This window comes from Gemmatimonadaceae bacterium, assembly GCA_020851035.1.
In the GTDB taxonomy this organism is placed as follows: domain Bacteria; phylum Gemmatimonadota; class Gemmatimonadetes; order Gemmatimonadales; family Gemmatimonadaceae; genus JACMLX01.
The window spans coordinates 63,230-89,011 of record JADZDM010000001.1 but is presented as its reverse complement, the minus strand read 5'-3'; the positions used below and the strand labels follow the sequence as shown (position 1 = coordinate 89,011).

Annotated in this window: 21 protein-coding genes; 7 read left to right on the top strand and 14 right to left on the bottom strand. The window is 70.0% G+C overall.

Annotated elements, in window-relative coordinates:
• Positions 1-18: 18 nt before the first annotated feature.
• Positions 19-1,272, bottom strand: a complete 1,254-nt coding sequence (locus IT355_00375; GenBank protein MCC7051686.1) for a hypothetical protein — start codon at positions 1,270-1,272, stop codon at positions 19-21.
• Between the two features lie 84 nt (positions 1,273-1,356).
• Here IT355_00375 and IT355_00370 point away from each other — a divergent pair, with 84 nt between their 5' ends.
• On the top strand, positions 1,357-2,568 hold the full coding sequence (locus IT355_00370) for a M20/M25/M40 family metallo-hydrolase (protein ID MCC7051685.1): 1,212 nt from the start codon (positions 1,357-1,359) through the stop codon (positions 2,566-2,568).
• 172 nt (positions 2,569-2,740) lie between these two features.
• Here IT355_00370 and IT355_00365 read toward each other — a convergent pair whose 3' ends face one another.
• The 9 genes from IT355_00365 to IT355_00325 form a co-directional block, all read right to left on the bottom strand.
• Positions 2,741-3,727 (bottom strand): NTP transferase domain-containing protein, encoded by a 987-nt coding sequence (locus IT355_00365; protein ID MCC7051684.1) that lies wholly within the window; start codon positions 3,725-3,727, stop codon positions 2,741-2,743.
• Positions 3,728-4,033: 306 nt separating this feature from the next.
• Positions 4,034-4,405, bottom strand: a complete 372-nt coding sequence (locus IT355_00360; GenBank protein MCC7051683.1) for a cupin domain-containing protein — start codon at positions 4,403-4,405, stop codon at positions 4,034-4,036.
• A gap of 20 nt (positions 4,406-4,425) precedes the next feature.
• Positions 4,426-6,345, bottom strand: a complete 1,920-nt coding sequence (locus IT355_00355; protein ID MCC7051682.1) for a M1 family metallopeptidase — start codon at positions 6,343-6,345, stop codon at positions 4,426-4,428.
• 274 nt (positions 6,346-6,619) lie between these two features.
• Positions 6,620-7,165, bottom strand: a complete 546-nt coding sequence (gene atpH / locus IT355_00350) for an ATP synthase F1 subunit delta (protein MCC7051681.1) — start codon at positions 7,163-7,165, stop codon at positions 6,620-6,622.
• Entirely contained in the window at positions 7,165-7,752 is a 588-nt protein-coding gene (gene atpF / locus IT355_00345; GenBank protein ID MCC7051680.1) for a F0F1 ATP synthase subunit B, read from the bottom strand. The genes atpH and atpF overlap by 1 nt, the downstream gene beginning before the upstream one ends.
• A 129-nt stretch (positions 7,753-7,881) precedes the next feature.
• Positions 7,882-8,163: an ATP synthase F0 subunit C gene (gene atpE / locus IT355_00340; GenBank protein MCC7051679.1), complete on the bottom strand. Its 282-nt coding sequence runs from the start codon at positions 8,161-8,163 to the stop codon at positions 7,882-7,884.
• Between the two features lie 167 nt (positions 8,164-8,330).
• Complete coding sequence (gene atpB / locus IT355_00335) at positions 8,331-9,251, bottom strand: F0F1 ATP synthase subunit A (protein ID MCC7051678.1); 921 nt, start codon at positions 9,249-9,251, stop codon at positions 8,331-8,333.
• 2 nt (positions 9,252-9,253) lie between these two features.
• Positions 9,254-9,604, bottom strand: coding sequence for a hypothetical protein (locus IT355_00330; GenBank protein MCC7051677.1), 351 nt, complete (start codon positions 9,602-9,604; stop codon positions 9,254-9,256).
• Entirely contained in the window at positions 9,601-9,831 is a 231-nt protein-coding gene (locus IT355_00325; protein ID MCC7051676.1) for an AtpZ/AtpI family protein, read from the bottom strand. The genes IT355_00330 and IT355_00325 overlap by 4 nt, the downstream gene beginning before the upstream one ends.
• 245 nt (positions 9,832-10,076) lie before the next feature.
• On the opposite strand from IT355_00325, the gene IT355_00320 reads away from it, so the two are divergent.
• Together IT355_00320 and IT355_00315 are read left to right on the top strand one after the other, a co-directional pair.
• Positions 10,077-10,613: a hypothetical protein gene (locus IT355_00320; protein MCC7051675.1), complete on the top strand. Its 537-nt coding sequence runs from the start codon at positions 10,077-10,079 to the stop codon at positions 10,611-10,613.
• A 61-nt stretch (positions 10,614-10,674) separates the two neighbouring features.
• Positions 10,675-11,679: a MoxR family ATPase gene (locus tag IT355_00315; protein MCC7051674.1), complete on the top strand. Its 1,005-nt coding sequence runs from the start codon at positions 10,675-10,677 to the stop codon at positions 11,677-11,679.
• A gap of 224 nt (positions 11,680-11,903) precedes the next feature.
• Here IT355_00315 and uvrA read toward each other — a convergent pair whose 3' ends face one another.
• Complete coding sequence (gene uvrA, locus IT355_00310) at positions 11,904-14,843, bottom strand: excinuclease ABC subunit UvrA (protein ID MCC7051673.1); 2,940 nt, start codon at positions 14,841-14,843, stop codon at positions 11,904-11,906.
• Between the two features lie 211 nt (positions 14,844-15,054).
• On the opposite strand from uvrA, the gene IT355_00305 reads away from it, so the two are divergent.
• Complete coding sequence (locus IT355_00305; GenBank protein ID MCC7051672.1) at positions 15,055-15,813, top strand: ABC transporter ATP-binding protein; 759 nt, start codon at positions 15,055-15,057, stop codon at positions 15,811-15,813.
• Complete coding sequence (locus tag IT355_00300; GenBank protein ID MCC7051671.1) at positions 15,806-17,515, top strand: hypothetical protein; 1,710 nt, start codon at positions 15,806-15,808, stop codon at positions 17,513-17,515. Before IT355_00305 ends, IT355_00300 begins: the two co-directional genes overlap by 8 nt.
• Before the next feature lie 140 nt (positions 17,516-17,655).
• On the opposite strand, the gene IT355_00295 is transcribed toward IT355_00300, so the two are convergent.
• Together IT355_00295 and IT355_00290 are read right to left on the bottom strand one after the other, a co-directional pair.
• On the bottom strand, positions 17,656-19,461 hold the full coding sequence (locus IT355_00295) for a permease (GenBank protein ID MCC7051670.1): 1,806 nt from the start codon (positions 19,459-19,461) through the stop codon (positions 17,656-17,658).
• 4 nt (positions 19,462-19,465) lie between these two features.
• Positions 19,466-19,990 (bottom strand): MogA/MoaB family molybdenum cofactor biosynthesis protein, encoded by a 525-nt coding sequence (locus IT355_00290; GenBank protein ID MCC7051669.1) that lies wholly within the window; start codon positions 19,988-19,990, stop codon positions 19,466-19,468.
• Positions 19,991-20,151: 161 nt separating this feature from the next.
• Between IT355_00290 and IT355_00285 the strand changes: the two genes are divergently transcribed.
• Positions 20,152-20,703, top strand: coding sequence for a DsrE family protein (locus IT355_00285; GenBank protein MCC7051668.1), 552 nt, complete (start codon positions 20,152-20,154; stop codon positions 20,701-20,703).
• Positions 20,704-20,746: 43 nt separating this feature from the next.
• Here the strand turns inward: IT355_00285 and IT355_00280 are convergent, their stop codons facing one another.
• Positions 20,747-22,654, bottom strand: a complete 1,908-nt coding sequence (locus IT355_00280; protein MCC7051667.1) for a CocE/NonD family hydrolase — start codon at positions 22,652-22,654, stop codon at positions 20,747-20,749.
• A 180-nt stretch (positions 22,655-22,834) separates the two neighbouring features.
• On the opposite strand from IT355_00280, the gene IT355_00275 reads away from it, so the two are divergent.
• Positions 22,835-25,777: a sel1 repeat family protein gene (locus tag IT355_00275; protein ID MCC7051666.1), complete on the top strand. Its 2,943-nt coding sequence runs from the start codon at positions 22,835-22,837 to the stop codon at positions 25,775-25,777.
• Positions 25,778-25,782 lie beyond the last annotated feature (5 nt).

The window sequence follows — 25,782 nt, the reverse complement described above, 5'->3', positions numbered from 1 at the left end:
CGCGATCGATCGCCGCGCTCAGGTCCGCGCAGCGCGGGCCGCCAGCAGGCCATCGGCCAGCTCGCACAACTCCTCGTCGGTGGCGGCACGCTGCGTCTGCTTCACCGCCAGCAGCAGCTCGCGCATCAGCACCAGGTCGCCGGCGTCGTAGCCGTGCTGCGACAGCCACCAGCGCACGTTCGACAGCCCCGACACCGGGCTCACGTCGATCCGGTTCTCGGCACCGATCAGGCTCGCCGGCACGCCGGAGACGACGTTGTCGGCCAGCGCCCGGTCACCGGCCCGGAGCGCCTTCACCAGCGCCGTGGCGCGAGCGCCGGCGCCGGTCCGGAAGGCATCACGCCCCACCACCGGCGACGACGCGGGAATCGCCATGCCGAACGACACCGCCGCCGAGTCGCAGTACTCGGCCAGTGAGCCGAGCGTGTGCGGCCAGCGGCCCGCCAGGCGCAGGTTCACCAGCAGCTGCTCCATCGACACCGTCCCGCACCGCTCGCCCAGCCCGAGCGCACTCGCCAGCACGCGATGCACGCCGGCGTCCACGGCCGCGAGCGCGTTCGCGAGCGCCAGGCCGCGGTCATCCTGGCCGTGCCACTCCACGCGCACCTGCCGTCCCCCGCGCGACCGCACCTGGTCCATCGCGAATCGCACCAGGGTGCGGGTGCCCTCGGGGGTCGCGTGCCCCACACTGTCGCAGATGCGGATGGCGCTCACGCCGAGCGACAGGGCGTGCCGGATGATCACCGCCAGCAGCTCGGGCGGGGTGCGCGAAGCATCCTCCAGCACCGCCACCGCTCGTGCGCCGGCACAGACGGCGAACCCGATCGACGTCTCGGCCACCTCGTGCAGCCGCTCGACGTTGATCCCCTCCGCCTCGAGCCGGATCGGCGAGACCGGCAGCCCGATGGCGATCTCGAGATCCAGCCCGCTGCGCTCCCGCACGTCGAGTCCCGTGGCCACGTCCTTCACGGTGGCCCGTGCGCCACACGAGGCATCGATGGGCCACTGCGCCCGCATCAGCTCACGCGCGAGGTCCAGCGTGTCGGCATACTGCCGCGGGCCCGAGCCGGGCGTGCCGAGCGACGCGGTGCGCAGCCCGAGGTCCGCCATCAGCGACAGGAGGCGGCGCTTCTCCCGCTGGCCCGGATCCACCACCGACGGGCTTTGCGGCCCGTCGCTGAGAGTGGAGTCGGCCACGTCGATCACACTCCGTCGCAGCGAGGGAGTGTTCCAGTCGTAGAGGGAGGACGGCGAGTCGCCCGGGACAGTCATAGAACGCAAACATACAACGCGACCTCCTGTCGTGCTTGCCATCACGTGCTTGCCGAGTTGCCCACGGACCCGCTTCCTTGCGCCATGCCGTCCCGTTTCGCCCCCCGCCCCACCTCGCTGCGTGGCAGCGTCGCGCCGGTGCTCCAGGCCGCCTGTTCACACCTCGAGGCGATCAATGCGCAGGTGCTGGCCTGGCAGTGCGACGTGACCCGCGTGCCGGCGCCGACCGGTTCGGAGGGCGCGCGCGCGGCGTGGATGGCGGAGCGTTTCGCGGCGATCGGCTGGCGCGACGTGCGGGTTGATGCCACCGGCAACGTCATCGCGCGGCGCCCGGGGGCGGCCGGCTCGCGCGCTGCCGTGTGGTGCTGCTCGCACCTGGACACGGTTTTCGACGAGCCGGCCCCCGCGGTGCAGGTGCAGGGCACGCGCTATTCGGGGCCTGGCATCGGAGACAACGGCCGCGGCCTCGCCGCGCTGCTGGCCATCGGCACCGCGATGGAGGCCGCAGCGCTCTCGCCGCCGCACGAGGTGGTGCTGGCCTGCACGGTGGGGGAAGAGGGCCTGGGTGACCTGCGCGGGATGCGCGCCCTGATGCGCGAGGCCTCACCGGCGCCGCACGCCGTGATCGCGATCGATGGCGCCGGCGACGACCGCATCGTGCACGCCGCACTCGGCAGCACGCGGCTGCGCGTGACCGTGCAGGGGCCGGGCGGGCACAGCTGGGCCGACTACGGGGTCGCGAATCCCGTGCACGCCGCCGCCGCGATGGTGAGCGCCCTGCAGGCCATCCTCCTGCCGCGCGACCCGCGCACCACGCTCACGGTGGCGCGCATCGGCGGCGGCGAGGGGATCAACAGCGTGCCGCTGGCGGCGTGGTTCGACCTGGACCTGCGCAGCACCAGCGCCGAGGTGCTGGCCGACGTCGAGCGCACGCTGCGGCAGGCGGTGTCTCGGGTGGAGCGCAGCGAGAACAACCGCCGCCTCACCGACACCGCCCCGCTCACCACCACCGTCGAGCACCTCGGCAGCCGGCCATCGGGGGCGCTGAGTGAGGAGTCGGCGCTGGTGCGCATCGCGCGGCAGGCGACGACGGCGATCGGGGTCACGCCACGCCTCTCGATCGGCAGCACCGACGCCAGCATCCCGATCGCGATGGGCATTCCCGCGATCGCCATCGGCGCCGGCGGCCGCGGCGGCGGCACGCACACGCCGGCCGAGTGGTACGACGACGAGGGCGGTGTCCGGGGGCTGCAGCGGGCGTGGTTGATCGTCGCTGGGGCTGCTGGACTGCGCTGATCCCGGGTCACGCACGTCTCGGACGTCGCACGCGGGTTCCCGATGCCCGGGCCACAGCGACGCCAGCGCCGGCGCCGGCGCTGCGAGTGGCGTGCAATCGACGTTCAGATAGCACAACGCCAGCCGGGATGCCCCGACCGGCGACTGCTTCCGTGACTTCGGTTACGCGACCCTAGTCCGCGCTGAGCTCGGAGTTGTCGCCGAGTGACAGCGCGCCGGTGAATCCGTGCACCGTCACCGTGTCGCCGAGCATCGAGTCGTGCAGGGCGCTGTTGGTGATGATGCAGGCGTCGCCGATCACCGAGTTCCGGATGGTGCTGCCGGTGACGGTCGTGCCCTTGCCGATGGAGACGTTGGGCCCGATGGTGGCGCTGTCGGCGGTGACGCCATCCTCGATGTAGACCGGCGGGATGATGGTCGCACCGGCGAAGCCCTCGGGCACGCGCGCGAGGTGCCGCGTCTCGAGCATCGCCTGGTTCGTCTCCAGCAGCGTGTCGAGCTTGCCCGCGTCATACCAGCCCTCGACGTCCACGACCCTGATCTTCGCGCCGTGCTCGATCATGTACTGGAACGCGTCGGTGAGGTAGAACTCGCCCTTGTTCGCCGGCTGCTGCAGCGTGTGTGCGATGCCCTCGGCCAGCAGCTGCCAGTTGCGGATGTAGTACAGGCCGATGTTGGCGCGCTTCGAGATCGGCGTGCTCGGCTTCTCGACGATGCGCGTCATGTGGCCGTCCGCATCGGTCACCACCACGCCGAAGCGCTGGTAGTCCTCGACTTCCTTCACCCAGATGATGCCGTCGGCGTCGGTGGTGTTGATGATCGACAGGTCGGTGTCGAAGATCGTGTCCACGAAGATGATCAGCACCGGCGCGTCGACGTACGGCAGCGCGAGGTTGACGGCGCCGGCGGTGCCGTCCTGCACCGCCTGCTCCACGAACACGCTCGGCACCGGGTAGCTGCGGCGGGCGTAGGCCTCGACCGCCTCCTTGAGGTGCCCGGTGATGTAGACCACCTGCTCCACGCCACCGAGCTTCATCACGTCATCCATCACGTAGCTCATGACGGGGCGTCCCGCGACCTTGAGCATCGGCTTCGGCACACGGTGCGTGTGTGGACGCAGCCGCGTCCCCTTCCCGGCCAGCGGAATTATGACCTTCATGTGTCTTTATGAACTGGAGGGTGGCCAGCTTCTTCATGGCGCGCAGCGCGCCGGTGGTACGCGGAAAAATCACCTTCTGCACACGCAGTTCCTACTCGACAACTGCCTGCGGACCTTCCTTGTAGGTGACAAGTGCCCCGAAACCGGCCGAGGCGCCCGGCGGGCAAGGCGGACACCGCAGCCGTAGCAGCGCTACGGCGAGGATGTCCAACGCCGCCCCCCGGGATGCCCCGGCTGGTTACGGGGCGCTGGTCCAGCGCGACGGCGAGGATGTCCAACGCCGCCCCCCGGGGATGCCCCGGCCGGTTACGCCGCGCTGGTCCCTTCGCGGCCGTACCGGTCCGTGAGCCGGACCACGTCGTCGAGATCCGGGGTCGAGACCTCGAGCACGTCGCAGTCGGTCACCGCCTCCATCTGGTGGATGGTGCCCGGCGTGATGCGGTAGCTCTCGCCCTGCTTCAGGTGCACGTCGGTGAGCTGGCCGTCGATCTGGACCCGGTACAGCAGGTGGCCGCTGAGCAGGTGGACGGTCTCATCCTTGACGTTGTGGTACTGCACGCTCAGCGCCTCGCCGGCCGTGATGTGCAGGATCTTCCCGCAATAACGATCGGTCAGCGCCCAGATCGTCTCGTGGCCCCAGGGCTTCGGGACGGTGCGGATGTCGAAAGGTCCACTCATGATGAGTCGTGAGGTCAGGGTCAGGGAATCGGGGGCGGCCACTGCTGGCTGCCGGCCCGCACGTCGTCGGTGAGCGCGAGCGGATCCAGGCGCACGAGGTCGGGCTGCTCCGGCGTCGTGACCGTGATCCGCTGGTCGTCCTTCAGGGCATCGCCGCGCACGAAGGTCCAGCCGGTGGCCGTGCGGACCCCCACCGGCATCGGATGCCGATATGCTCCTATACGAACCAGCCGGGCCGTGGTCACCCACTCGGTGCGGCGCTGGGTGGTGGCCACGTCCTTCAACTCGTACCGGACCTCACCCACGCTGTCCAGCCACTGGTCGAAGAACCAGCCCAGCGACGTGCCGGTCACGCGCTCGACGCTCTTCTGCAGCGCCAGGCGGTCCACGTGCCGCAGCGCCCACCGGCCGTAGTACTCCGGCCAGACGCGCCGGAAGCCATCCTCGCCCACCACGTCGCGCAACGCGCCGTACATCTGCTCCGCGCGCTCGTAGACCATGTTGTTGTACACGTTGAACGAGGAGAACACCTCCGCATTGGTGCTCACCGGCTCGGCGGACTGGATGAAGCGGTCCCGCCGCTGCAACGCCGCGCCGTCCAGTCGCGGGGCCACCCAGCGTGGGTCGCGCGAGAGCGCCGCAGCGGCACGCTCCTGCGGCGTGTCGCCCAGCCGCCACGACGTCTGGTAGCTGGTGAGCCCCTCGTCCAGCCATCCCGAGCGCCACTCGTTGTTGGCGAGGATGCCATACGTGTAGATGTGCCCCACCTCGTGCAGGATCAGCTCGTACGAGGCGCTGCCGTTCATCACCAGCATCGGGAACTCGGTGCCGCTGTTGTCGAGGCGGTGCAGGATCGTGACCTGCGGGTACGCGTACGGCCCGTACATCTGCTCGAGCCAGGTGAGCGCATCGGTGGTGCGCTGGGCCACGATGCCACCGCCCCACGTGCTGTCGGCGCCGGGACGATACAACACGTGCACGGCGACGGTGTCACGGCTGCGGGCATCCGTCGCGCGGCCACGGCCCGCCGCAGGGCGCACATGGCTGGCGCCCTCGTAGCGGAAGTCGGGATCGGTGCTCCAGGCGAAGTGGTGCACGTTCCGCGCCTCGAACACCACCGTCTTCATCGCCGGCGGCGCCTCGGGCACGATGGCGGTCGTCGGCGCCACGCCGTAGGCGGTGCGCTGCAGGTTCACGGAAGACTGGCCACCGCGGCGCGCGCGTTCCCACCCGGGATCACCCGACACCGGCACACCGGTGGCCCCGACCACCTGGTCCTGCGCCAGCACCAGCGTGACGCGGAAGTCGCCGAACTCGCCATAGAACTCTCCCGCCGGCACCAGCGCGTTCGGCTGCCAGCCGCCGCGGTCGTAGACGGCCACCTTCGGGTACCACTGGGCGAAGTCGTAATGGCGCCCGCGGCGCCCCTGCCGCCGGAAGGTGGTGCTGGGCCGTGCCTCCCAGGCGAAGGCCACCGTCACCGTCTGGCCAGGCCGCAGCGGCGTCGGGAGCGCGATGCGCGCGACGGTGCTGTCCGGCGCGCCGGGGTAGTCCACCGTGACAGACACGCCGTCCACGGTGGGCCGCGCCGTGAAGCGCTCGTAGGCGAACGCCGGCTCCTCCAGGTTCTGGAAGCGCGTGCGCCCTTCACGGTCGTCGCGGTCGCTCCACTTGGAGTACGGCCGGAACGCATTGAGGTGCTGGTGGAAGTACAGCTCGGTGAGCACGTCACCGGAGTTGTTCGTGTACTTCAGCGTGCCGGTGGCGACGACGGCCTGCTTCGCCTCGTCGAGGCGCGCGATGATGTCGTAGTTCGCGCGCTGCTGCCAGTAGCCGGTGGTGTCACCGCTGGCGGGCGTGGTGCCGATGCGCTGGGCGCTGGCGGCCGCTGTCGCCAGCATTGCCGCGGCCAGAAGGGTGGCGGGCCGGAGGAGTGGCATGGGACGGAAGTGCCGCGACGGCATCGACGGGTGGGGAGGTGGGGGGTGACCCTCCGCGGCGCCGGCCCCCGGTGCCGGCAGGCGTCGCGCGTCGATGCGGATTCTAGTGGATCGGAAATGCCGTTGGGATGGCATGCAGGGCATCGTGGCGCCCAGCCGCCAGGGCGGAAACCGCAGCAATACCAGCGCTGTTGCGAGGGTTTCCAACGTCGGCGGGGTGGGCTGTCACGGCGACCGACGGCATCCCGAACTTCGGTTCCAGTCCACTGGAGGGTCAGCGGGCCTGCTGCACGAGCTTGGATTTGAGCACACCCAGCCGCCGGCGCACCGAGCCGTCCTTCACGAAGTCACCGACGCGCACGATCACGCCACCGATGATGTCGGGGTTCACCCGCACGTGCGCCACCGCCGTGCGGCCGAGGGTCTTGCTGAGCGAGGCCGCGATGGCCTCGACTTCGCCAGGCTCCGGCTCGCGGGCGAGGGTCACCTCGGCGCGGACGCGTCCCAGCGACTCGTCCACCAGGCTGGCGTACTCGCTGGCGATGACCGGCACCAGGAGCTGCCGGCGGTTCTGCAGCAGCGCCTCGAGGAACCGGACCATCAGGTGCGGCAGCTTGTCCTGGAACGCCTTGGTGAGGATCTCCTTCTTCGCCGCCACCGGCACGCGGGGCGACTCGAGGAACCGGCGGACGCGCAGGTCCTTCTCGACGAGCTGGCCGACGTCGTCGATCATGCGGCCCCAGCCGTCGAGGTCACCGGCGCGCTGCGCCAAGGTGACGAGGACCTCGGCGTAGTTGCGGGCGATGGTGGTGTCGCGCATCAGCGGCCCTTCGGGGCGTCGATGCCGGCGAGAAACGACTCCACGAGCGAGCGGTCGGTGGCGCTGTCGAGGTTGCGGCCGATCACCTTGCTGGCGCCGGTGATGGCCAGGTCCACGGCCTCGCGGCGCAGCTCGGCGACCGCCTTCTCCTTCTCGGCCTGCATCTCGCGGCGGGTGCGGTCGAGCATGTCGGCGCCTTCCGCCTTGACCTTCTCGAGCATCTCGCTGCGCAGCGCCTCGGCGGCGGCGCGGCCGTCGTTCATCGCCTTCTGGACCTCCGTGCGCGCCTCGGCCAGCGCCTTCTGCTGCTCGGCGAGGAGCTTCGCGGCCTCCTCACGATCGCGCTTCGCATCGCCGATCGCCTTCTCCAGCGCCGCCTCACGCGCCTCGACGGCGGCCAGCAGCGGCTTGTAGGCGAACTTCGACAGCACGACCAGCAGGAACACGAAGATCAGCAGGGTCCAGACCATCAGGCCGGCCTTCGGGTCGAGCAGGTTCACGTCACCGCCGGCAGCATGCTCCTCCTGCGCGAGCAGGGAGGTGGCCGAGAGGAGCGAGAGGGTCAGGGATGCGAGAATGCGGCGCATGTGTCAGGCAGCGATAGAGTTGGAACCTGCGTGGGCCGTGGCGCCAACCGGCGCCGTGGCCCTGCAGGGAACGTGCAGCGTCGTGCGGTGGCGCGGACCGGCGACCCCGGTCCGCACCACCTGTCCCACTCAGAACGTGATCTTGCCGGCGAGCTGGAAGCCGATCACGGCGCCGAACAACGCGGCACCCTCGACGAGCGCGGCGAGGATCAGCGCGGCGGTCTGGATGCGACCCGCGGCTTCCGGCTGGCGGGCCATGCCTTCCACGGCGCGACCGCCGATGTTGCCGATGCCGATGCCGGCGCCGATGATCGAGAGACCAGCAGCCAGGCCGGCGCCGATGGCGGCGTAGCCCTTGGCGTTGGAACCGGCGGCGACGGCCGCATCCTGCAGGAGGGGAAGAATCGACATTGCAGTGAACCCAGAGAAAGGAAGTCGGGAAAGTTCTCGCATGGTCATGCGGCCGGGGCCACATCACGGCCCGCGTGCGAGCCGGGGCTCAGCGGGCTTCGCCGGTCATCCGACCGGCTACGAACCGGCACCGGTGCACGCGAGCCCACCGGCGCCGTACGACAGTCCTAGTGGTGCGCCTCGCGGATCTGGCCGATGAACACGCTGGAGAGGAGCGTGAAGATGAAGGCCTGCAGGAACGCCACGAACAGCTCGAGCATGTTGATCGCGACCGCCATCAGGAACGGCGCGCCGGACGCAATGCTCTTGAACGAGAAGATCATGCCGATGAGTGCCAGGACCACGATGTGGCCGGCCGTCATGTTCGCGAACAGGCGGATGGTCAGTGCGAAGGGCTTGGTCAGCTTGCCGATGAACTCGATCGGCGAGAGGATCAGGAACAGCAGCACGCGCAGGACGATGTTCAGGTCCTTGTTCCAGTAGAAGATCGTGCCGAGGTAGCCGAGGCCCTGCGCGCGCATGCCGGCCGCTTCCACCACGAAGAACGTGCAGAGCGCCAGCGTCGCGGTGACGGCGATGTTGCCGGTGGCGGTGCTGCCCCAGGGGAAGATGCCCCAGAGGTTGCAGGCCAGGATGAAGAAGAAGAGCGTGAGCAGGAACGGCACGAACCCGTTGCCGTGGTGGCCTACGTTCGGGATGATGACTTCGTTGCGGATGTAGAGGACCATCGCCTCGATGCCGCCGGCAAAGCCCTTCGAGTGCCCGATCGCCTTCGTCTGCCGGCCCTGTGCGCCAGCGGCGTAGAGCAGCAGCCCGAGGATGGTCATCGCCGCGATCAGCATCCACACCACGTGCTTGGTGGGCGACATGTCGACCTCGATGCCGGCCACGTGGAACGGTTCCCACCGCGGCAGGTGCACGACCTTGTGCAGCGTGGGCCACGTCGGCCACGGGATCTCGATCTCGTGGGCGTCGGTGATGTGCGGGGTGATGATGTCCACCTCGGCGGCGGCGGCCTGCGCCTGCGCCGGGAGGGCGAACAGCAGCAGGGCGGCAGCGGCGGCCAGGGTGCGGAGGAGTCGGCGCATCGTCATACGTTGACCAGCAGCGGTTCGATCAGCATCGAGAGGAAGAGAAAGCAGGCCAGGCTGACGAGGGCGGTGTTCATGTCGAGGCCCAGGACCTTCTGCGAGAAGGCGGCGTAGAGGCCAAGGGCCGCGAAGCGCAGGAGGGCCCCGATGCCCCAGCCGGCGATGACATTGCGCCCCTTGAAGAGCTGGAGCACGATGAAGGCGACCAGCTGGACGGCAAGGGCGATGACGGCACTGGTCAGGATCGCCTGCTGGCCGGCGGTGCCGGGATAGACGAGGAGAAGCACCCAGCCCGCGGCGGCCGTCACGAGGGCGGCGACGACGAGGTAGAGGAACACTGCGCGGATCATGACTTGCGTGCCTCCTCTTCCTCGCGGGTGAGCTGCATGAGCTGCCGGTAGAGCATCGTCATGCCGACGATGGCGCCGACGGCGACACCGAGATACAGGAAGACCGGCGCAGAGCCGACGCGCCGGTCGAGCCATTGACCGCCAAACAGGCCCGCCAGCAGCGTGGCGGCGAACTGCACGCCGGCCCCCGCCAACCGGAGGCCGCTCTTGCCGGCTGTGCCTGTCATTCAGGGGGGAAGGCTATTGGCTTGTGAAAAATTTCGCAAGCGAAATCCCGACAGGCTGGACCGCTCTTTGCATGGCCTCTCGGCTGGGGGTGGCCCAACGGCCCCGCTTGCTTGCCTTAACTCACGAATTGACCAACACTTACCCGTTGCCAATCTCTACCTTGATCGTGTTGACGTTGAGGATGGATCGGCGTTAGAGTGACATCATATATCAGTTCGCTTCCCGTTTCCTGAGCCGTTTTCGCATGCCCCGCCCCCGCGCCCTCGGCGCGATCGTCGCCGCAGCCCTCAGCTGCGCCGCCTGTTCCGACCACTCGTCCCCGCTGACGCGGACGGGTGCCTCGGGTCAGGTGCTGGCCTATGCGGGGGTGGATGGACAGCGGAACGCGCCGTCACTCCCGCCCAGCGGCGAGGCGATGGCGCGGCGGGCCTCGGCCGGGGCGCCGATCACGCTCAGCCTGCGCGTGACGCCCGGTCCGGACGCGGTGAACTTCGAGCTCACCGCGAACAACGGCAGCGAGAAGCGGCACGAGCTGCGCTTCAGCGACGGGCAGGAAGTGGACTTCGTCGTGCGCGATGCCCGCGGCCGCGACGTGTGGACGTGGAGCGATGGCCGGCTGTTCACGCAGCCGATGCGGACACATCTGCTGGAAGAGCATGAGTCGCGCGACTATGCCGCGACGTGGCAGGAGGCGCTGCCGCATGGCACCTTTGTGGCGATCGCCCGCTTCCGCAGCGAGAATCACCCGGCGACGACGCAGGTCAGTTTCACCCTTCCGTGACGCGTGCGACGGCGATGCTGTCGCCGTCGTTCTTTCCTTCTCCGCGCGTCACCCGCAGGCAATGACAGCACAACCGGCAGCAACGCACGACGACATCGCGCTCCTCGAGCGCCTCGGCGTCGCGCGCACCGCGCTCGTCTCGCAGATCGGCCAGCGCATCGTGGGCCAGGAGGCGATCGTCGAGAACCTCGTGGCCACCATGCTCGCCGGCGGCCACGCGCTGCTCGTCGGCGTGCCGGGCCTCGCCAAGACGCTGCTCGTGCAGACCGTCGCGCAGGCACTGGACCTCAGCTTCAACCGCATCCAGTTCACGCCCGACCTGATGCCGAGTGACATCACCGGCACCGAGCTGCTGCAGGATGACGAGGCGACCGGGCGCCGGCACTTCATGTTCGTGCCCGGCCCGGTGTTCGCCAACATCGTCCTCGCCGACGAGATCAACCGCGCCCCGCCCAAGACGCAGGCCGCGCTGCTGCAGGCGATGCAGGAGCGCGAGGTGACGGTCTCCGGCCAGACGCACCCGCTGCCGAAGCCGTATTTCGTGCTCGCGACCCAGAACCCGATCGAGCAGGAAGGCACGTATCCGCTGCCGGAAGCGCAGCTCGACCGCTTCATGGTGGAGCTGCGCATCGGCTACCCGACGCGGGACGAGGAGGAGCGCATCGTGCTCGCCACCACCGGTGGTGCGCAGGGTCCCGTGCGCGCCGTGCTCGGCGCCGCGGAACTCGTCGCCATGCAGCAACTCGTCCGTCGCCTCCCCGCCCCGCCGACGCTGATCCAGCACGCGGTGCGCCTCGCGCGCGGCACCCGTCCCGGCAGCGACGAGGCCTCGGCCGACGTCAACAAGTACGTCCGCTGGGGCGCCGGTCCGCGCGCATCGCAATACCTCGTGCTCGGGGCCAAGGCCCGCGCCGCACTCGCCGGCCGCGCCGTCCCCGACCTCGACGACCTGCGCGACATGGCACTCCCGGTGCTGCGTCACCGCATGGTGCTGAACTTCCAGGGCGAAGCCGAGGGTGTGTCACTCGAGCGCATCCTGGCGCCGATGCTTGCGAAGACTCAGTAGCTCGTTCAAGAGCAACTGCATGACGCAAAGGCGCAAAGGGCGCTGAGGACGCAAAGGGGTCGGTGAACACGGCAGGCCTCTGCGTCCTTTGCGGCAACGAAGAGTGCTGTAGGAACTGCGCGCACGATCACGCAGTTCCTACAGCATTTTCAGTTGCGATGGGCGCAAAGGTTTGAGGTCGGCGCAGACCCCTTTGCGTCCTCAGCGCCCTTTGCGCCTTTGCGTCATGCCGTTCCTTGCCCGGACTTCGCAGAACGCGACGGCTTGCGCGCCGCGGCAAGGATGGGCGCCAGAAACTGGCCGGTGTAGGAGGCGGCGGTGGCGGCGACGGCTTCGGGGGTGCCGGAGGCCACGAGCTGGCCACCGTTGATGCCGCCGTCGGGGCCGAGGTCCACGATCCAGTCGGCGGTCTTGATCACGTCGAGGTTGTGCTCGATCACCAGCACCGTGTTGCCCTTGTCCACCAGCTTGTGCAGCACCTCGAGCAGCACCCGCACGTCCTCGAAGTGCAGGCCCGTGGTGGGCTCGTCGAGGATGTAGAGGGTGCGGCCGGTGTCGCGCTTGCTGAGCTCCGTGGCGAGCTTCACGCGCTGCGCCTCGCCGCCCGACAGCGTGGTTGCGCTCTGGCCCAGGTGCACGTAGCCCAGGCCCACGTCGGCCAGCGTCACCAGTTTCTGCGCGATGCGCGGCTGGTTCTCGAACACCGTCACCGCGTCCTCGACCGTCAGGTCCAGCACGTCGGCGATGTTCATGCCGCGGAAGCGCACCTCGAGCGTCTCGCGGTTGAAGCGCTTCCCCTTGCACACGTCACAGGGCACGAACACGTCGGGCAGGAAGTGCATCTCGATCTTCACCAGCCCGTCGCCCTGGCACGCCTCGCAGCGCCCGCCCTTCACGTTGAAGCTGAAGCGGCCCGGCCCGTAGCCACGGATCTTCGCCTCCGGCATCTCGGCGAACAGCTCGCGGATCGGCGTGAACAGCCCTGTGTACGTCGCGGGGTTGCTGCGCGGCGTGCGGCCGATCGGGCTCTGGTCGATGTCGATCAGCTTGTCGAGGTGCTGCAGCCCGGTGATGCGGTCGTGCATGCCCGGGATCACGCGCGCACGGAAGAAGTGCCGCGAGAGTGCGCGCTGCAGGATGTCACTCACCAGCGTGGACTTGCCGCTGCCAGACACCCCCGTCACCGCCACGAACACGCCGAGCGGGATGTCCACCGAGATGTTGCGCAGGTTGTGCTCGCGCGCGTTCGCGATGTGGATCACGCGCGCCGGATCCACCGGGCGGCGCGAGGCCGGCACCGGCACGCTGCGCCGGCCGGACAGGTAGTCGCCGGTGAGCGACCCCTTCGTCTTCCGGATGTCGTCCACCGTACCTTCGGCGATCAGCATCCCGCCGTGCTTCCCCGCCCCGGGGCCCATGTCCAGCACGTGGTCGGCGAGGCGCATCGTCTCCTCGTCGTGCTCCACCACGATCACCGTGTTGCCCAGGTCGCGCAGCTGCGTGAGGGTGTGCAGCAGCCGCTCGTTGTCCCGCGAGTGGAGCCCGATGCTCGGCTCGTCCAGGATGTACAGCACGCCACAGAGCTTGCTGCCGATCGGCGTCGCCAGCCGGATGCGTTGCGCCTCGCCGCCGCTCAGGCTCTCCGCGCTGCGGTTCATCGTCAGGTAGTCCAGCCCCACGTCCACCAGGAAGCCGAGCCGTTCGGTGACCTCCTTGAGGATCGGGCCGGCGATCTCGGCATCCAGGCCGAGCGGGCGGCCCGGGCCGCGCACCGGCACGCCGCGGAAGAACGCCAGCGACTCGGCGACCGACATCGCCACCACCTCGCCCAGGTTGCGCTGCTCGATGGTGACCGCCAGCGACTCCGGCTTGAGGCGGGTGCCGTGGCACGACGGGCAGGGCGTGGCCAGCATGAACGCCTCCAGCTCCACGCGGATCGCGTCGCTGTCGGTCTCGTCGAAGCGTCGCTGGATCGTGGCCAGGATGCCGTCCCACTTGAGCACCGGCTTCACGGCGGCCTTCGGCACCGCCTTCGCGGCCGCCTTCCGCACCACCGTCTTCCGCACCGCCTTCACCGCCTCGGCGGGGGCTGTCAGCGCGTCGAGCCCGTGCAGCAGCGCATGGCGCACGTACTGCGGCAGCTCGCCCCACGGCGTCTTCAGCTCGAACTGCAGCGACTCGGCCAGCCCGGGCAGGATCACCTTGCGCAGGTACCCGTCCGGCTCACCCCACGGCAGCACCACCCCTTCCAGCAGCGTGAGCGACGGGTCGCCGAGGATCAGCTCCTCGTTCACCATGCGCTTCACGCCAAGGCCGCTGCAAGTGGGGCAGGCGCCGAAGGGCGAGTTGAACGAGAAGTGGCGCGGTTCCATTTCGGGCAGCGAGATGCCGCAGTGCGGACAGCCGTACCGCTCGCTGAACATCGCGCTCTCGCGCACGCCGCCCACCAGCGACACCACCTCGACCATGCCGTCGGCGAGCTTCAGCGCCGTCTCGATCGAGTCGGCGAGGCGACCGCGATCGTCGGCCTTGAGCACCAGGCGGTCGACGATCACGCTCACGTCATGGTTCATGCGGCGGTTGAGCTTCGGCGGATCGGCCAGCTCGATCACCTCGCCGTCCACCCAGGCCCGCACGAAGCCCTGCTTGCGGGCGGCCTCGAACAGCTCGCGGAACTCGCCCTTGCGCCCGCGCACCAGCGGCGCGAGCACCTCGAGCTTCGTGCCGGACGTGCCGGTGAGCACCACGTCGGTGATCTGCGCGGCACTCTGCCGCTGCACCGGCCGGCTGCAGTTCGGGCAGTGCGGCACGCCGGCCCGGGCCCAGAGGAGCCGGAGGTAGTCGTACACCTCCGTGACCGTGCCCACGGTGGAGCGCGGGTTGTGGCCGGCCGTCTTCTGCTCGATGGAGATGGCCGGGCTCAGCCCCTCGATCGAGTCGACGTCGGGCTTCTCCATCAGCCCGAGGAACTGCCGCGCGTAGGCGGAGAGGCTCTCCACGTAGCGCCGCTGGCCCTCGGCGTAGATCGTGTCGAAGGCGAGCGACGACTTCCCGGAACCCGACAGGCCAGTGATGACCGTCAGCTTGTTCCGGGGGATCGTCACGTCGATGTTCCGGAGGTTGTGCTCCCGGGCCCCGCGAATGATCAGTGCATCTTCAGCCATAAGCCACTGAAGCTCGCCGGTCCGCGGACCGCATTCAACCCGCCCGGTCATCCAGTTCCGGGAACGCCCGTCGCGCAGCCCCCGCGGTCGCGCGGGACCGTGACCGCCGGGACGGCTGGGCCGTCCTTGTGCGATGTCCCTCGCTCCGGCGGCGGGGGCACCGGAGCCGGTGGCCGGAACGGGTCACCACCCATCTACCCGAGTGCGACGCATGATCGAACTGCAGGGCGTCACGAAGCGGTACGGCGACTTCACCGCGGTCGAGGGCCTGGACCTCACCGTGCAGGCCGGTGAGGTCTTCGGGTTCCTCGGTGCGAACGGCGCCGGCAAGACGACGACCCTCAAGATGCTGGCCGGAATCCTCCGGGCCGACGCCGGCCTGGTCCGCGTGGCCGGGATCGACATGCGGACGCACTCGGTGGACGCCAAGCGGCACCTCGCCTTCGTCCCCGACCGGCCGTACGTCTACGACAAGCTCACCGGCACCGAGTTCCTGCGCTTCTCCGCCTCGCTCTACGGGCTGCAGTGGAAGGCCGTCGAGGAACGGGCGCGGGAACTGCTCGACCTCTTCGAGCTGAGCTCCTGGCAGCACGAGCTGGTGGAGCAGTACAGCCACGGCATGCGGCAGAAGCTGCTGCTCTCGGCGGCGGTGCTGCACCGGCCGAAGGTGCTGATGGTGGACGAGCCGCTGGTCGGCCTCGATCCGCGCGGCGCCCGCGTGCTGAAGGACATGCTGCGCGCCTACGCCGCCCGCGGCAACTCGGTGCTGATGTCCACCCACACGCTGGAGACCGTGGAGGGCACCTGCGACCGCATCGGCATCATGAAGCGCGGCAAGCTGGTGGCGTCCGGCACGGTGCCGGAGCTGCGCACCTGGATGCGCATGCCGGATGCCCCGCTCGAACAGATCTTCCTGCTCCTCACCGGCGAACCGGCCACCCGCGACGTGGCCGAGGTGCTGAGTGTCTGACGTCGTGCCGGTGCCGGTGCCGGACCCCCCGGTGCTGCCGTCGTTCCACGCCGTCTCGCTCGGGGCACTGCTCAAGCCGCTCTGGCGCCAGCGGCAGGTGCAGGGCGCGATCGGGCCGATCGGGATCCTGACCGCGCTGCTGCTGACCTGGGCCGGCGGCACGGCGATCGTGCTGCTGGTGCTCAACTACCTCAATGGCGTGGATGCGATCGGCACCGCCATCGCCGGCCGCGTGCTGGCGTTCTCGCTGCTCAGCATCGGCTCGGTGCTGGTGCTCAGCTGCATCGTGACGGCGCTGCCGGCGTTCTTCCTCTCGCGCGACCTGGAGATGCTGGCCGCCGCGCCGATCCCGCCGCGGGTGTTCTTCGCGTCGCGCTTCGTGCAGGTGGTGGCGGAGGGTGGCGCGATCGCGCTGCTGCTGGTGGTGCCGCTGCTGGCGGGGTACGGCCTGGCGTTCGGCGGCGGCGTGCTCTGGCCGGTGGTGGCCTTCGCCGCCTGGCTGCCCCTCTGGATCACGGCGACGGCGCTGGGGTGCGTGGCGGTGTACCTGCTGGTGGCGCTGGTGCCGCCGCAGCGCGCCCAGTTCACCTTCCGGCTCATCGGCCTCGGACTCTGCGTCGGTGCGATCTGGGTGATGCAGCGCATGGAGCCGGCGCACCTCACGCAGCTCGGCACCAAGGCGATCGGCGAGGTGGTGAAGATGCTCGACGTGCCGCTGTCGCCGTGGTTGCCGACGGAGTGGGCGGCCCGGGTGCTCAAGAACTGGCTGGACGGCTTCTGGGATCCCGAGCCGCTGGCGTGGCTCTGGCTGCTGGCGGTCACGTCACTCGGCGTGGCCTACGGCAGCTTCCGGCTGCTCTACTCCCGCGGCATCTCGGCGGTGCGCTCGGCCGGCCGCAGCGACCATCCGCCGTCGCTGCTCACGCGACCGTTCCACCTGCTGCTGTCGCCCCTCTCTCCGGCCCGCCGCGAGCTGCTGCTGAAGGAGATGCGGCTGATCGGGCGCGATGCGGCACAGTGGTCGCAGTTCGTGCTGCTGATCCCGCTGGTGCTGGTGTACGTGGTGGGCGTGAGCGTGCTGCCCACCGGCGGGGGGGCGATGCCACAATTGGTGACGAGCATCCTGCCGGTGGTGAACGTCGGCCTCGCGGGCATGGTGCTCGCGGCGGTGACGTCGCGCCTGGTGCTGCCGACGATCGCCGCCGAAGGGACGATGTGGTGGCTGCTGCGGGCAGCGCCGGTGCGGATCCGCGACATCCTGTTCGCGAAGTACTGGGCCGCGACCGGCCCGCTGGCGCTGGTGGCCGTCGGCATCGTGGGCCTCACGTCACTGCTGCTCGGCACCGCGCCGATGATCATGCTGCTGTCGATGGTGACCGTCGCGGCGCTCATGTTCGCGCAGGCGGCGCTGGCGCTCTACATCGGGGCCATCGACCCGCGCTTCGACGCCGAGACGGCGGTGAACCAGACGGTGTCGTGGCAGGGCATCCTCTTCCTGCTCTCGGCCGGCCTGCTGACGATGGTCGTGGCGCTGGCGCTGGCCCCCGCGATGTACTGGTACGCGCGCAGCCTGGCGTATCACGAGCCGCTGAACTGGTTCCGGTTCCTGCGCGGCGCCGTGTTCGCGCTGGTGCTCTGTTCGGGGCTGACGGTCTTCTGGCTGCTCAAGGCCGAGACGCGCGTGACGGCGCTGGACGGCTGACGGCGTCGGCAGCTCGTATCGCTGGCTCCGATCACGCAGTGCGGTGGCCCGACAGGAAGGTCAGGGTCAGGATCACACGAAAACGATTCGTCAGCGGCGCGCTGCAGCTGTGCGTGAGCCCCGACCACTCCCACGCACCATCAGCCCGCTTCGGCGAATCGCAGCTCCGAGAGGAACGCCCGCGCCCCGCGGCGCACCACGGAGGCGGCGAAGAGGAGCGCCAGCACCACCAGCGAGAACAGCTGCAGCGACGTGCCCTCGGCGGCGTGGCCGCGCACCGACTCGGCCAGCGGCAGCGACGGCATCACGGCGTTGGCGGTGAGGCCCGCGGCGATGGCCGCGATGGACATCGTCACCGCGAACGCCAGCGCGAAGCGGCGACCGTGCATGCGGGTCAGGATGCCGAGGGTGGCGACGTTGGTGGCCGGCCCGGTGATCAGCAGCGCGAGCCCCGCCCCCGGCGAGACCCCGGCCGCCACCAGCACCGCCACCAGCGGCGTGCTGGCGGAGGCGCAGATGTAGAGCGGCAGGCCGAGCAGGGCGAAGATCACCACGCCGCCGACCGGATCGATGCGTGCCACCCACGACCCCTGCAGCGCAGGGGCCGCCAGCGCGGCGACGACCAGGCCGAGCAGGATCCACGGTGCGGTGTGGTCCACCATCTCGCCCAATCCCGTCTGCAGCGCCGCGCGGAGCCGGTCACGATGCGGGCGCGCCACCTCGGCGGCGAGTGGCAGCACGCGCTTCGTGGCCAACTGCGCCGTCATGGCGCCGAGGACCAGCGCCACGATCGTCGCCACCAGCGCGGCGGCGACCACGCGCACGACGGCGAACTTCATGCCCAGCAACGGCACCGACAGCAGGATCGCATCGATGCCCAGTTCCGGGGTGGCGACGAGGAACGCCACGGCGGCGGTGGTGGAGGCGCCGCGCGTGACCAGGCTCTGATAGAGCGGGACGACACCGCACGAACAGATCGGCAACGGCAAGCCGACCGCCATGCCCGACAGCGCCTGCCGCAACCGCGAGCCGCGCCCCATCCAGCCCACGCTGGCGGGTGAGGCGTATGCCGACACGAGCCCCGCCACCAGGAAGGCCAGCAGGATTGGCGGCGCACTCTCGAGCGCGAGGTCGGTGAAGGTGTCCACCGCCAGGGTCAGCGCCGCGACCCGCTCGCCGACGCCGCGTGACTGCTGCAGCAGGTACAGCAGCGCGAGGCCGAGCAGCGCCCCTACGCCGCTGTACCACGCGGGCACCGGTGGCGCGTGCGGCGCGTCACCATGGGCGTGACCGTGGCCGTGCGCGTGGTCGTGATCGTGATCGTGATCGTGCGCATGGGCACCATGGTCGTGTGCGCCGGCCGGATGCGCGATCACGTGCAGCAGCGACCCGCCGACGACGGCGGCAAACCACAGCCCCGCCCGCGGCGGGAGCAGGCGAAGCATCGCCGGTTCACCCACGTAGCCGACGACGGTGAAGATCGCCATCAGCGCGAGCACCGCCCACGACCAGCCGCGCACGCGGTCGCTGAGCAGCTGCCAGATCATCAGGCTCACGGGCACCTGGTGCAGCAGCACCCCGATACCGACGAGCTGCGAGCCGCCGGCGGCGGATCGCGCCAGCGCGCTCCCGTCGAGCATCGAATGCACGACCAGGCCGGCCAGCGCGAACACCAGCACCACCGCGTGCGTCTGCCGGATGCCGAAGTGCAGCAGGCGTTCCGCGAGCGTCGGCAACGCGAAGCCGGCCAGCAGGAACAACCCGGCCCGCAGGTCCCGTTCGGCCAGGGCGTGCGGCACCACCTCGAGCAGCACGAGGCCCCCGATGGTGACGAGCATGAAGCCATCCATCAGCCCCAGAATCCGTTCGCGGGTGCGGGCGGCCATCATCAACACCGGGCCGGCGGCGAGGGCGAGCAGCGCCGCAGGCAGGAGCATCGCGGTCATGCCGTCAGCGCCGCAGTTCGTGCAGCAGGTGCTGCAGTTCCGGCAGGAGCACCTTCGTCAGCGCGAGCTCCACCGCCGCCGTCGAGCCGGGCAATGACACGATCAGCGTGCCGTCCGCGCTGCCCGCCGTCGCGCGGGTCAGAATCGCCGCGGTGCCGATCTGCTCCTGATACGAGATGAGGCGGAACAGCTCGCCGAATCCCGGCAGCTCCTTCTCCAGCAGCGGGCGTATCGCCTCGATCGTGCGGTCCTTCGTGCCCAGCCCCGTGCCGCCGCAGAGCAGCACCACGTCGACGTCGTCGCGGCCGACCAGCCCCGAGACATGGGTGCGCGTGCCCTGCTCGTCGTTGGGAATCAGCGCGAAGGCTGCCACCGTGTGGCCCGCCTGCTCCAGCAGACGGCGGGCGAGCGGGCCGGACTCGTCGGTGTCGATCGTGCGCCGATCGCTCACCACCGTGACCGCGACCCGCGCCGGACGCTGCGTGGCGCCGGCGGCGCGGTGTTCGGTGGTGCCTGCGGGAAGCGTCATCCCGGAAAGCTACTGGTCTCCGCCACGGTCTCGAACTCCCAGCGCGGGAAGGGATCGGGCAGCTGTACACGGGCTCGGCGGCCCCCCGCGCCATCGCACGGTGACGGGCGGCGGTGCAAGTTCGCGTCAGGCCGTACGACACACATCCATCGGAGCCGACCATGCCCCGCACTCGCCGACTGGCGTTGCTGGTGATTGCCGCCAGCCTCGCCGCCACACTCCACGCCCAGGGGGCGCCCGGTGCGGCGCCCGTGATCACGCACCCGGGAACGACCTACGGACCGGTGCCGGGCGTCACGTTCGCCGGCGATGCCGCGCTGACGTACCGATTCGCGTGGGCGATCGCCGAGTCCGCGGATTCGGCCGGTCACGTCACCCCGGGCTTCCTCGCTGCGGCGCGGGTGCTCAACACCCTCGTGGCCGACGGCGTCCCGCGGGATCACATCCAGCTCGCCATCGTGGCACGCGGGCCGGCGGCCGTGGACATGCTCGACAACGACGCGTACCGCGCCCTGAAGGGCCGCGACAACCCGAACCTGCCGATCCTGCGCCTGCTGTCCGCGCAGGGCGTGCGCCTGATCATCTGCGGGCAGACGATGGTGGGCCGCAAGCTGCCGCGCGAGGGCTACCCCCCGTTCGTGCTGGTGAGTCGCGCGGCCACCATGGCGCAGGCCCGCCTCGCGGCCGAAGGGTTCACGTTCAACCCGTTCTGACGCGCTGGCGGCGCGCGCCACGCCGCCAGCGTCCCGCTGCCCCCTACTGCCCTGCCGGCAGTCGACGGAGCTCGAGTCGCGTCGGCTTCGCCGCCGAGTGGTACACGCGCATCGTCGCCGCCCGGAAGTCACCCGGCTTGGCCTCGAAGATGTTCGGCACGAACACCTGCGGGTTGCGGTCGATGTGCGGGAACCAGGTGCTCTGCACCTGCACCATGATGCGGTGTCCGGCCCGGAACGTGTGATGGATCGACGGCATCTCGAAGTGCACCGAGTCGGGACGGTTGGCCACCATCGGCAGCGGCCGCTCGAACGAACGGCGGTAGCGCGCGCGGAAGGGTTCGCCGCGCACCAGCTGCTGGTAGCCACCCACCGTGAACCCGCTCTGGTCACCCGGCCAGTTGCTGGACGTGTCCGGGAACACGTCGATCAGCTTCACGATGAAGTCGGCATCGGTACCTGAGGTGCTCACGTGGAGCAGCGGTGACACGGGTCCGGTGAGTGTCACGCCCTCCGTCAGCACCTCGGTCTGGTAGGTGAGCACGTCGGTGCGACGCGAGGCGAACCGCTGGTCGGCCGTGATGTAGTCGCGCGGCATGCCGTTCGACTCGATCCGCTCCACCAGTGGCACCGGCTTCGCCGGGTCACTCACGTAGGCGTCGAAGCCGCCGGTCGCGGCGGGTGGAGTGAACGCCAGCCGGCCACCGGGGTGCAGGTACAGCGCCGCCGGCGCGGCGGCCGGCGCCGGCCAGGCATCGTAACGATCCCACCGGTCGGCACCGGTGCGGAACACCAGCACATCGGGCAGCCGGGGATCCGCCGCACCGGCGAGGTGATGCGCGAAGAAGGGATACTCCACCGAGTCGCGGTAGAACGGCCCGGTCTTGTACTGCCACCGCAGGGTCCCGAGCACATCGCCGTCGCCGCGGCTCCAGCCCCCGTGCGACCACGGTCCCATCACCAGCCGGTTGTTGGTGCCGGGGCTCTGCTTCTCGATGCTGCCGTACACCCACCACGGTCCGTGCAGGTCCTCCGTGTCGTAGAAGCCACCCACCGTGAGCACGGCGGCCTTCACGTTCACCAGGTGCGGGCGCACGTCGCGCGCCTTCCAGAAGTCGTCGTAGGCGGGGTGCGTGAGGATGGACTGCCAGAGGGGCGCGGTGGCCGAGTCGAGCACGCGTCGCGTGCCCGGTCCCAGCGGGCCGAGGTTCAGGTAGAACTGGAAGGCGTCACGCGTGCCCATCGTGAAGGGATAAGCCTTGTCGAACCCCGGCTCGGTGCGCGGTCCGCGGCCGAACCGCGTGTAGAACCCGAAGTTGTGCGCCAGCAGGAAGCCGCCGCCATGGAAGTTGTCGTCACCCATCCAGATGTCCGTCATCGGCGCCTGCGGCGAGCAGGCGACGAGTGCCGGGTGCCGCGACAGGCAGCTCGCACTGGCGTAGAAGCCGGGATACGACGTGCCGTAGATCCCGACCTTCCCGGTGGTGGGGAGGTTCTTGAGCATCCATTCGATCGAGTCGAACGTGTCGGTGCCCTCGTCCACCTGGTCGGGGGTGTCGTGGCGATCGAGGATCGGCGTCATGTCACGGAAGTTGCCCTCCGAGAAGTGCCGTCCCCGCACGTCCTGGTAGACGAAGATGTAGCCGTCGTCCACCCACTTCGGGTTGCCGGATGGCCCGAGCGCCGGCTTGTAGTCCGCGCCGTACGGTGACACGGAATACGGCGTCCGCGACAGCAGGATCGCATACCGGCGGCTGGTATCCCGCGGCACGTAGATCGACGTGAACAGCTTCGTGCCATCCCGGACCGTGATGCGCACTTCGCGCTTCTCGTAGCGTTCGCGGATGCGCGCCGCGAGGGTGGGATCAGGGCCGGGCACCTGGGCCGTGAGTGAAGACGACAGCGCGGCGCTGACGGCCAGCAGGCGCACGATCACACGGTGGAGGCTCATCTGGACGGGTGGTTGACGGACGGTGGGACGCTTCTTGCAACCGGATGCGATTGCGCTCTCAGTAGCGTACGATACCGCGACGCCATCCGCCAGCGCGGCGGCGGGTCACGGGTTCCACGCGCACCTCCGCACGCCATGCCGGCGACGCCGCCCGCTCCCTCCACACCGAACGCGCGGCACATGGGCAATCGCTCCTTTCTCTACCTCGGCACCCGCGACCAGATCGAAGGCGGTGACGGCCAGCCGTTCGCCGATGCCAATAACAACTTCCCGACACTCTGGCGCCTGCTGCTGGCCGACGGTGAGCCCACGGCCCCGAACACGGACCAGCGCGTCTTCGGGGATGCAGGCACCAGGAACCTCGGCAGCCGCGCGTCACTGGGCATCGCCCGGCTCCGGCACCTCGCCGAGGGCATCCGCAACCACCCGCTGCACGGCTCGCAGCCGTATCTCGACCTCCACTTCGAGGCGCTGCTGACACACTGCGAAGCGCAGATCGCCGCCCTCGCCCCGCCGACCCCCGACGAGGCCTGGTTCTCGGCCAACCTCGACGAGTTGAGCTGGCTGGACGGCGACCAGCCCGACGACTTCATCAGCAGGGAGCGGGACGCCTGCAACGCCCTGGCCGCCGGCGTGGCCGCGGCGCTCGAGGCGCAGGACTTCCCGACGCTCGATCACCTGCTCGAGATCGACAGCTTCGGCGCTGGCTTCGGCGACTGGCCGAGCTGGGCCTGGAACTTCGGCTTCGGGGGCATCGACCATCCGTACTTCGCCATGCGGGACGAGCCCCGGACGATTCCCTTCGCGGACTTCCAGGACGATGATGACGACGACGACGGCGAGCGCGACTCGTATCTTGGCGGCGGGCTGGAACGGGTTCGCGAGAACGGGCTGACGGGTGTGGTGAAGACCGCCGAGGTGGTGGGCTTTCGCATGAAGGAAACGCGGCGCACCGTGCTCATCCCGCCGGAATGGGACGCGATCGACACTGCGGGCCACAACAAGCAGCCGCTGTTCTGGGTCCGTCGTGGCGGACGCGCAGGGCTGCTGCGCGCCGATGCGTCGGGCACGGTCCTGCTGCACGACTGCGAGCTCGACGACGCGTGGAGCTTCGAGCGTGCCGGCGCGCGGCAGGTGGCCGTCGTGAAGCTCGGCGAGACCCTCGGGCTGCTCGCGGATGACGGGTCGTGGATCGCCCGACCCGACGCGGTCTCGCCGCCGCTCACGGAGGTGTGGCAGTTCACCGGCACGCATGCGATCGCCGCGTCCGGCGACCGGCAGGGTGTGATCGGCGCCGACGGCGCGTGGACCGTGCTGCCGACCTTCGACTCGATCGACGAACTGCAGGAGAGTGGCGTCGCGATCGCGCGTGACGGCGACCGTGCGCAACTGGTGGACGTGCGCCGCGGCGAGGTCGTGTCGTCACCGCAGGCCGACCTCCAGTGGTTGGTCTGGCCCGGGGTGTTCGAGGGTCGACAGGATGACGCGGGCAGCACCGGCTGGTGGCGCGCCGACGGGACGGTGCTCATTGCGGCACAGTGGGACGGCATCGAACTGCTGCAGGAGAAACCGTGGCTGGTGCGCGTGGAGCGCAACGGGCTGTCGGGTGTGCGTGACCGTGACGATCGCGAGTGCATCCCACCGACGTGGACGTCACTCGCGCCCCGCACCGAGCCATCGTCGCCCCCGATTCCCGGCCATCTGGACGAGGTCATCGCCGGCCGGGACGGAAGGTTCGGACTGCTGGATGGTCGCGGGCGCGAACTGATCCCGCCGCAGTACGATGCGGTGGAGAGCTTCCCGGGCACGACGGACAGCGAGTCCAGCGCGCAGGCCTTCGGTGGTACCCTGCTCGTGCAGCGCGGCACGCCGGCGGGCCGGCGTTGCGGCGCGTGGAGCCTGGCGCTGCAGCGGGAGATCATCCCCTGCGAGTACGACCACCTCTACGCCATCACCCTCCACCGCTCCGGCACGGAGGCGGTGCCCGGGTATCTCGCCGTGATGCACGCACCGGGCGACCGCCGCGGTGACACCGAGCCACTCCGCGTGGGACTGCTGCGCGCCGACGGGAGCGTCCTGCACGACCCGCGGTACGCCTGGATCGCCGAGCGCCATCATGTCACCGAGTACATGGACGCGATGCTCGTGGCGCGTGCGATCTCGACAGCATGGTCGAAGGGAACGCCGGTGCAGGCGGCGCTGTCCACCGAGGACTTCTACGTGTGGCTGCACCGCGACGGGCGTGTCGACAGTGACCTCGACATGCGCACCGCGCAATTCCGCGCGGGCGACTTCACCGCCGCGTACGCCATCGCCTGCCAGTACCGGGACGGCGACGGTGTTCCGCAGGATGCCGCGCTGTCACGGCGGTGGATGCTGCTGGCGGCAGGCCAGCCGGAGTCGGTGTTCGAGGCGCCGGCGCCGGGACTCTTCCGTCGCCTGCTCGGCGCGAGGCCGCCGTCACCCGTTCTGCCCTCCGATCCGGATCCGCGGGGCGACGTGGCGGCGATGGTGGAGCTCGCGCGTGACCTGTCGTCCAATTCGCAGGACGAGACCGATCATGCCGCGGCGCGTGCGTGGATGGAACTCGCGATCACCCGGGGAACGGGTCGTGAGCGCGGCCGCGCCGATGCGCACATGCTGCTGGGATTCCTGCTGCTCGAGGGCATCGGCGGCCCGATCGACGAGGCGCGCGCGCGGCAACTCAGCCTGCAGGCCGTGAAGCTCGGGAACACGACCGCCAGCTACAACCTCGGCCTCATCCATGAATTCGGTCGCGGCACGGCGGTGGACCTGGCGGCAGCGGCCAAGCACTACACCGCCGCCGCGAAGGGCGGCGACCTGAGCGCGGAGTACAACATCGCGCGGGTGCTGCTCGCCGGCGGTGATGCCGGTGCCACGAAGCAGGCGGTGTATCACCTGCAGCGCGCCACCGGGTGCGATGCACCGGACATCGTCGCGGCGGCGAACGGCGAGCTCGGTCGCCTGTACTGGCATGGGACGGGAGTGAAGCAGGACCGGGCGCGGGGGGAACGACTGCTGCGCCAGGCGGCGGCCGACGGCGACGCGCAGGCGGCTGCTTTCCTCGCCACGGATGTGGACGGCGCGACCGGAGGCCACTGACGCCG

Excerpts from the sequence above, each read along its gene's own strand:
- IT355_00375 (MCC7051686.1), bottom strand. The coding sequence starts at position 1,272 with ATGACTGTCCCGGGCGACTCGCCGTCCTCCCTCTACGACTGGAACACT.
- IT355_00370 (MCC7051685.1), top strand. The coding sequence starts at position 1,357 with ATGCCGTCCCGTTTCGCCCCCCGCCCCACCTCGCTGCGTGGCAGCGTC.
- IT355_00365 (MCC7051684.1), bottom strand. The coding sequence starts at position 3,727 with ATGAAGGTCATAATTCCGCTGGCCGGGAAGGGGACGCGGCTGCGTCCA.
- IT355_00360 (MCC7051683.1), bottom strand. The coding sequence starts at position 4,405 with ATGAGTGGACCTTTCGACATCCGCACCGTCCCGAAGCCCTGGGGCCAC.
- IT355_00355 (MCC7051682.1), bottom strand. The coding sequence starts at position 6,345 with ATGCCACTCCTCCGGCCCGCCACCCTTCTGGCCGCGGCAATGCTGGCG.
- atpH (MCC7051681.1), bottom strand. The coding sequence starts at position 7,165 with ATGCGCGACACCACCATCGCCCGCAACTACGCCGAGGTCCTCGTCACC.
- atpF (MCC7051680.1), bottom strand. The coding sequence starts at position 7,752 with ATGCGCCGCATTCTCGCATCCCTGACCCTCTCGCTCCTCTCGGCCACC.
- atpE (MCC7051679.1), bottom strand. The coding sequence starts at position 8,163 with ATGTCGATTCTTCCCCTCCTGCAGGATGCGGCCGTCGCCGCCGGTTCC.
- atpB (MCC7051678.1), bottom strand. The coding sequence starts at position 9,251 with ATGCGCCGACTCCTCCGCACCCTGGCCGCCGCTGCCGCCCTGCTGCTG.
- IT355_00330 (MCC7051677.1), bottom strand. The coding sequence starts at position 9,604 with ATGATCCGCGCAGTGTTCCTCTACCTCGTCGTCGCCGCCCTCGTGACG.
- IT355_00325 (MCC7051676.1), bottom strand. The coding sequence starts at position 9,831 with ATGACAGGCACAGCCGGCAAGAGCGGCCTCCGGTTGGCGGGGGCCGGC.
- IT355_00320 (MCC7051675.1), top strand. The coding sequence starts at position 10,077 with ATGCCCCGCCCCCGCGCCCTCGGCGCGATCGTCGCCGCAGCCCTCAGC.
- IT355_00315 (MCC7051674.1), top strand. The coding sequence starts at position 10,675 with ATGACAGCACAACCGGCAGCAACGCACGACGACATCGCGCTCCTCGAG.
- uvrA (MCC7051673.1), bottom strand. The coding sequence starts at position 14,843 with ATGGCTGAAGATGCACTGATCATTCGCGGGGCCCGGGAGCACAACCTC.
- IT355_00305 (MCC7051672.1), top strand. The coding sequence starts at position 15,055 with ATGATCGAACTGCAGGGCGTCACGAAGCGGTACGGCGACTTCACCGCG.
- IT355_00295 (MCC7051670.1), bottom strand. The coding sequence starts at position 19,461 with ATGACCGCGATGCTCCTGCCTGCGGCGCTGCTCGCCCTCGCCGCCGGC.
- IT355_00290 (MCC7051669.1), bottom strand. The coding sequence starts at position 19,990 with ATGACGCTTCCCGCAGGCACCACCGAACACCGCGCCGCCGGCGCCACG.
- IT355_00285 (MCC7051668.1), top strand. The coding sequence starts at position 20,152 with ATGCCCCGCACTCGCCGACTGGCGTTGCTGGTGATTGCCGCCAGCCTC.
- IT355_00280 (MCC7051667.1), bottom strand. The coding sequence starts at position 22,654 with ATGAGCCTCCACCGTGTGATCGTGCGCCTGCTGGCCGTCAGCGCCGCG.
- IT355_00275 (MCC7051666.1), top strand. The coding sequence starts at position 22,835 with ATGGGCAATCGCTCCTTTCTCTACCTCGGCACCCGCGACCAGATCGAA.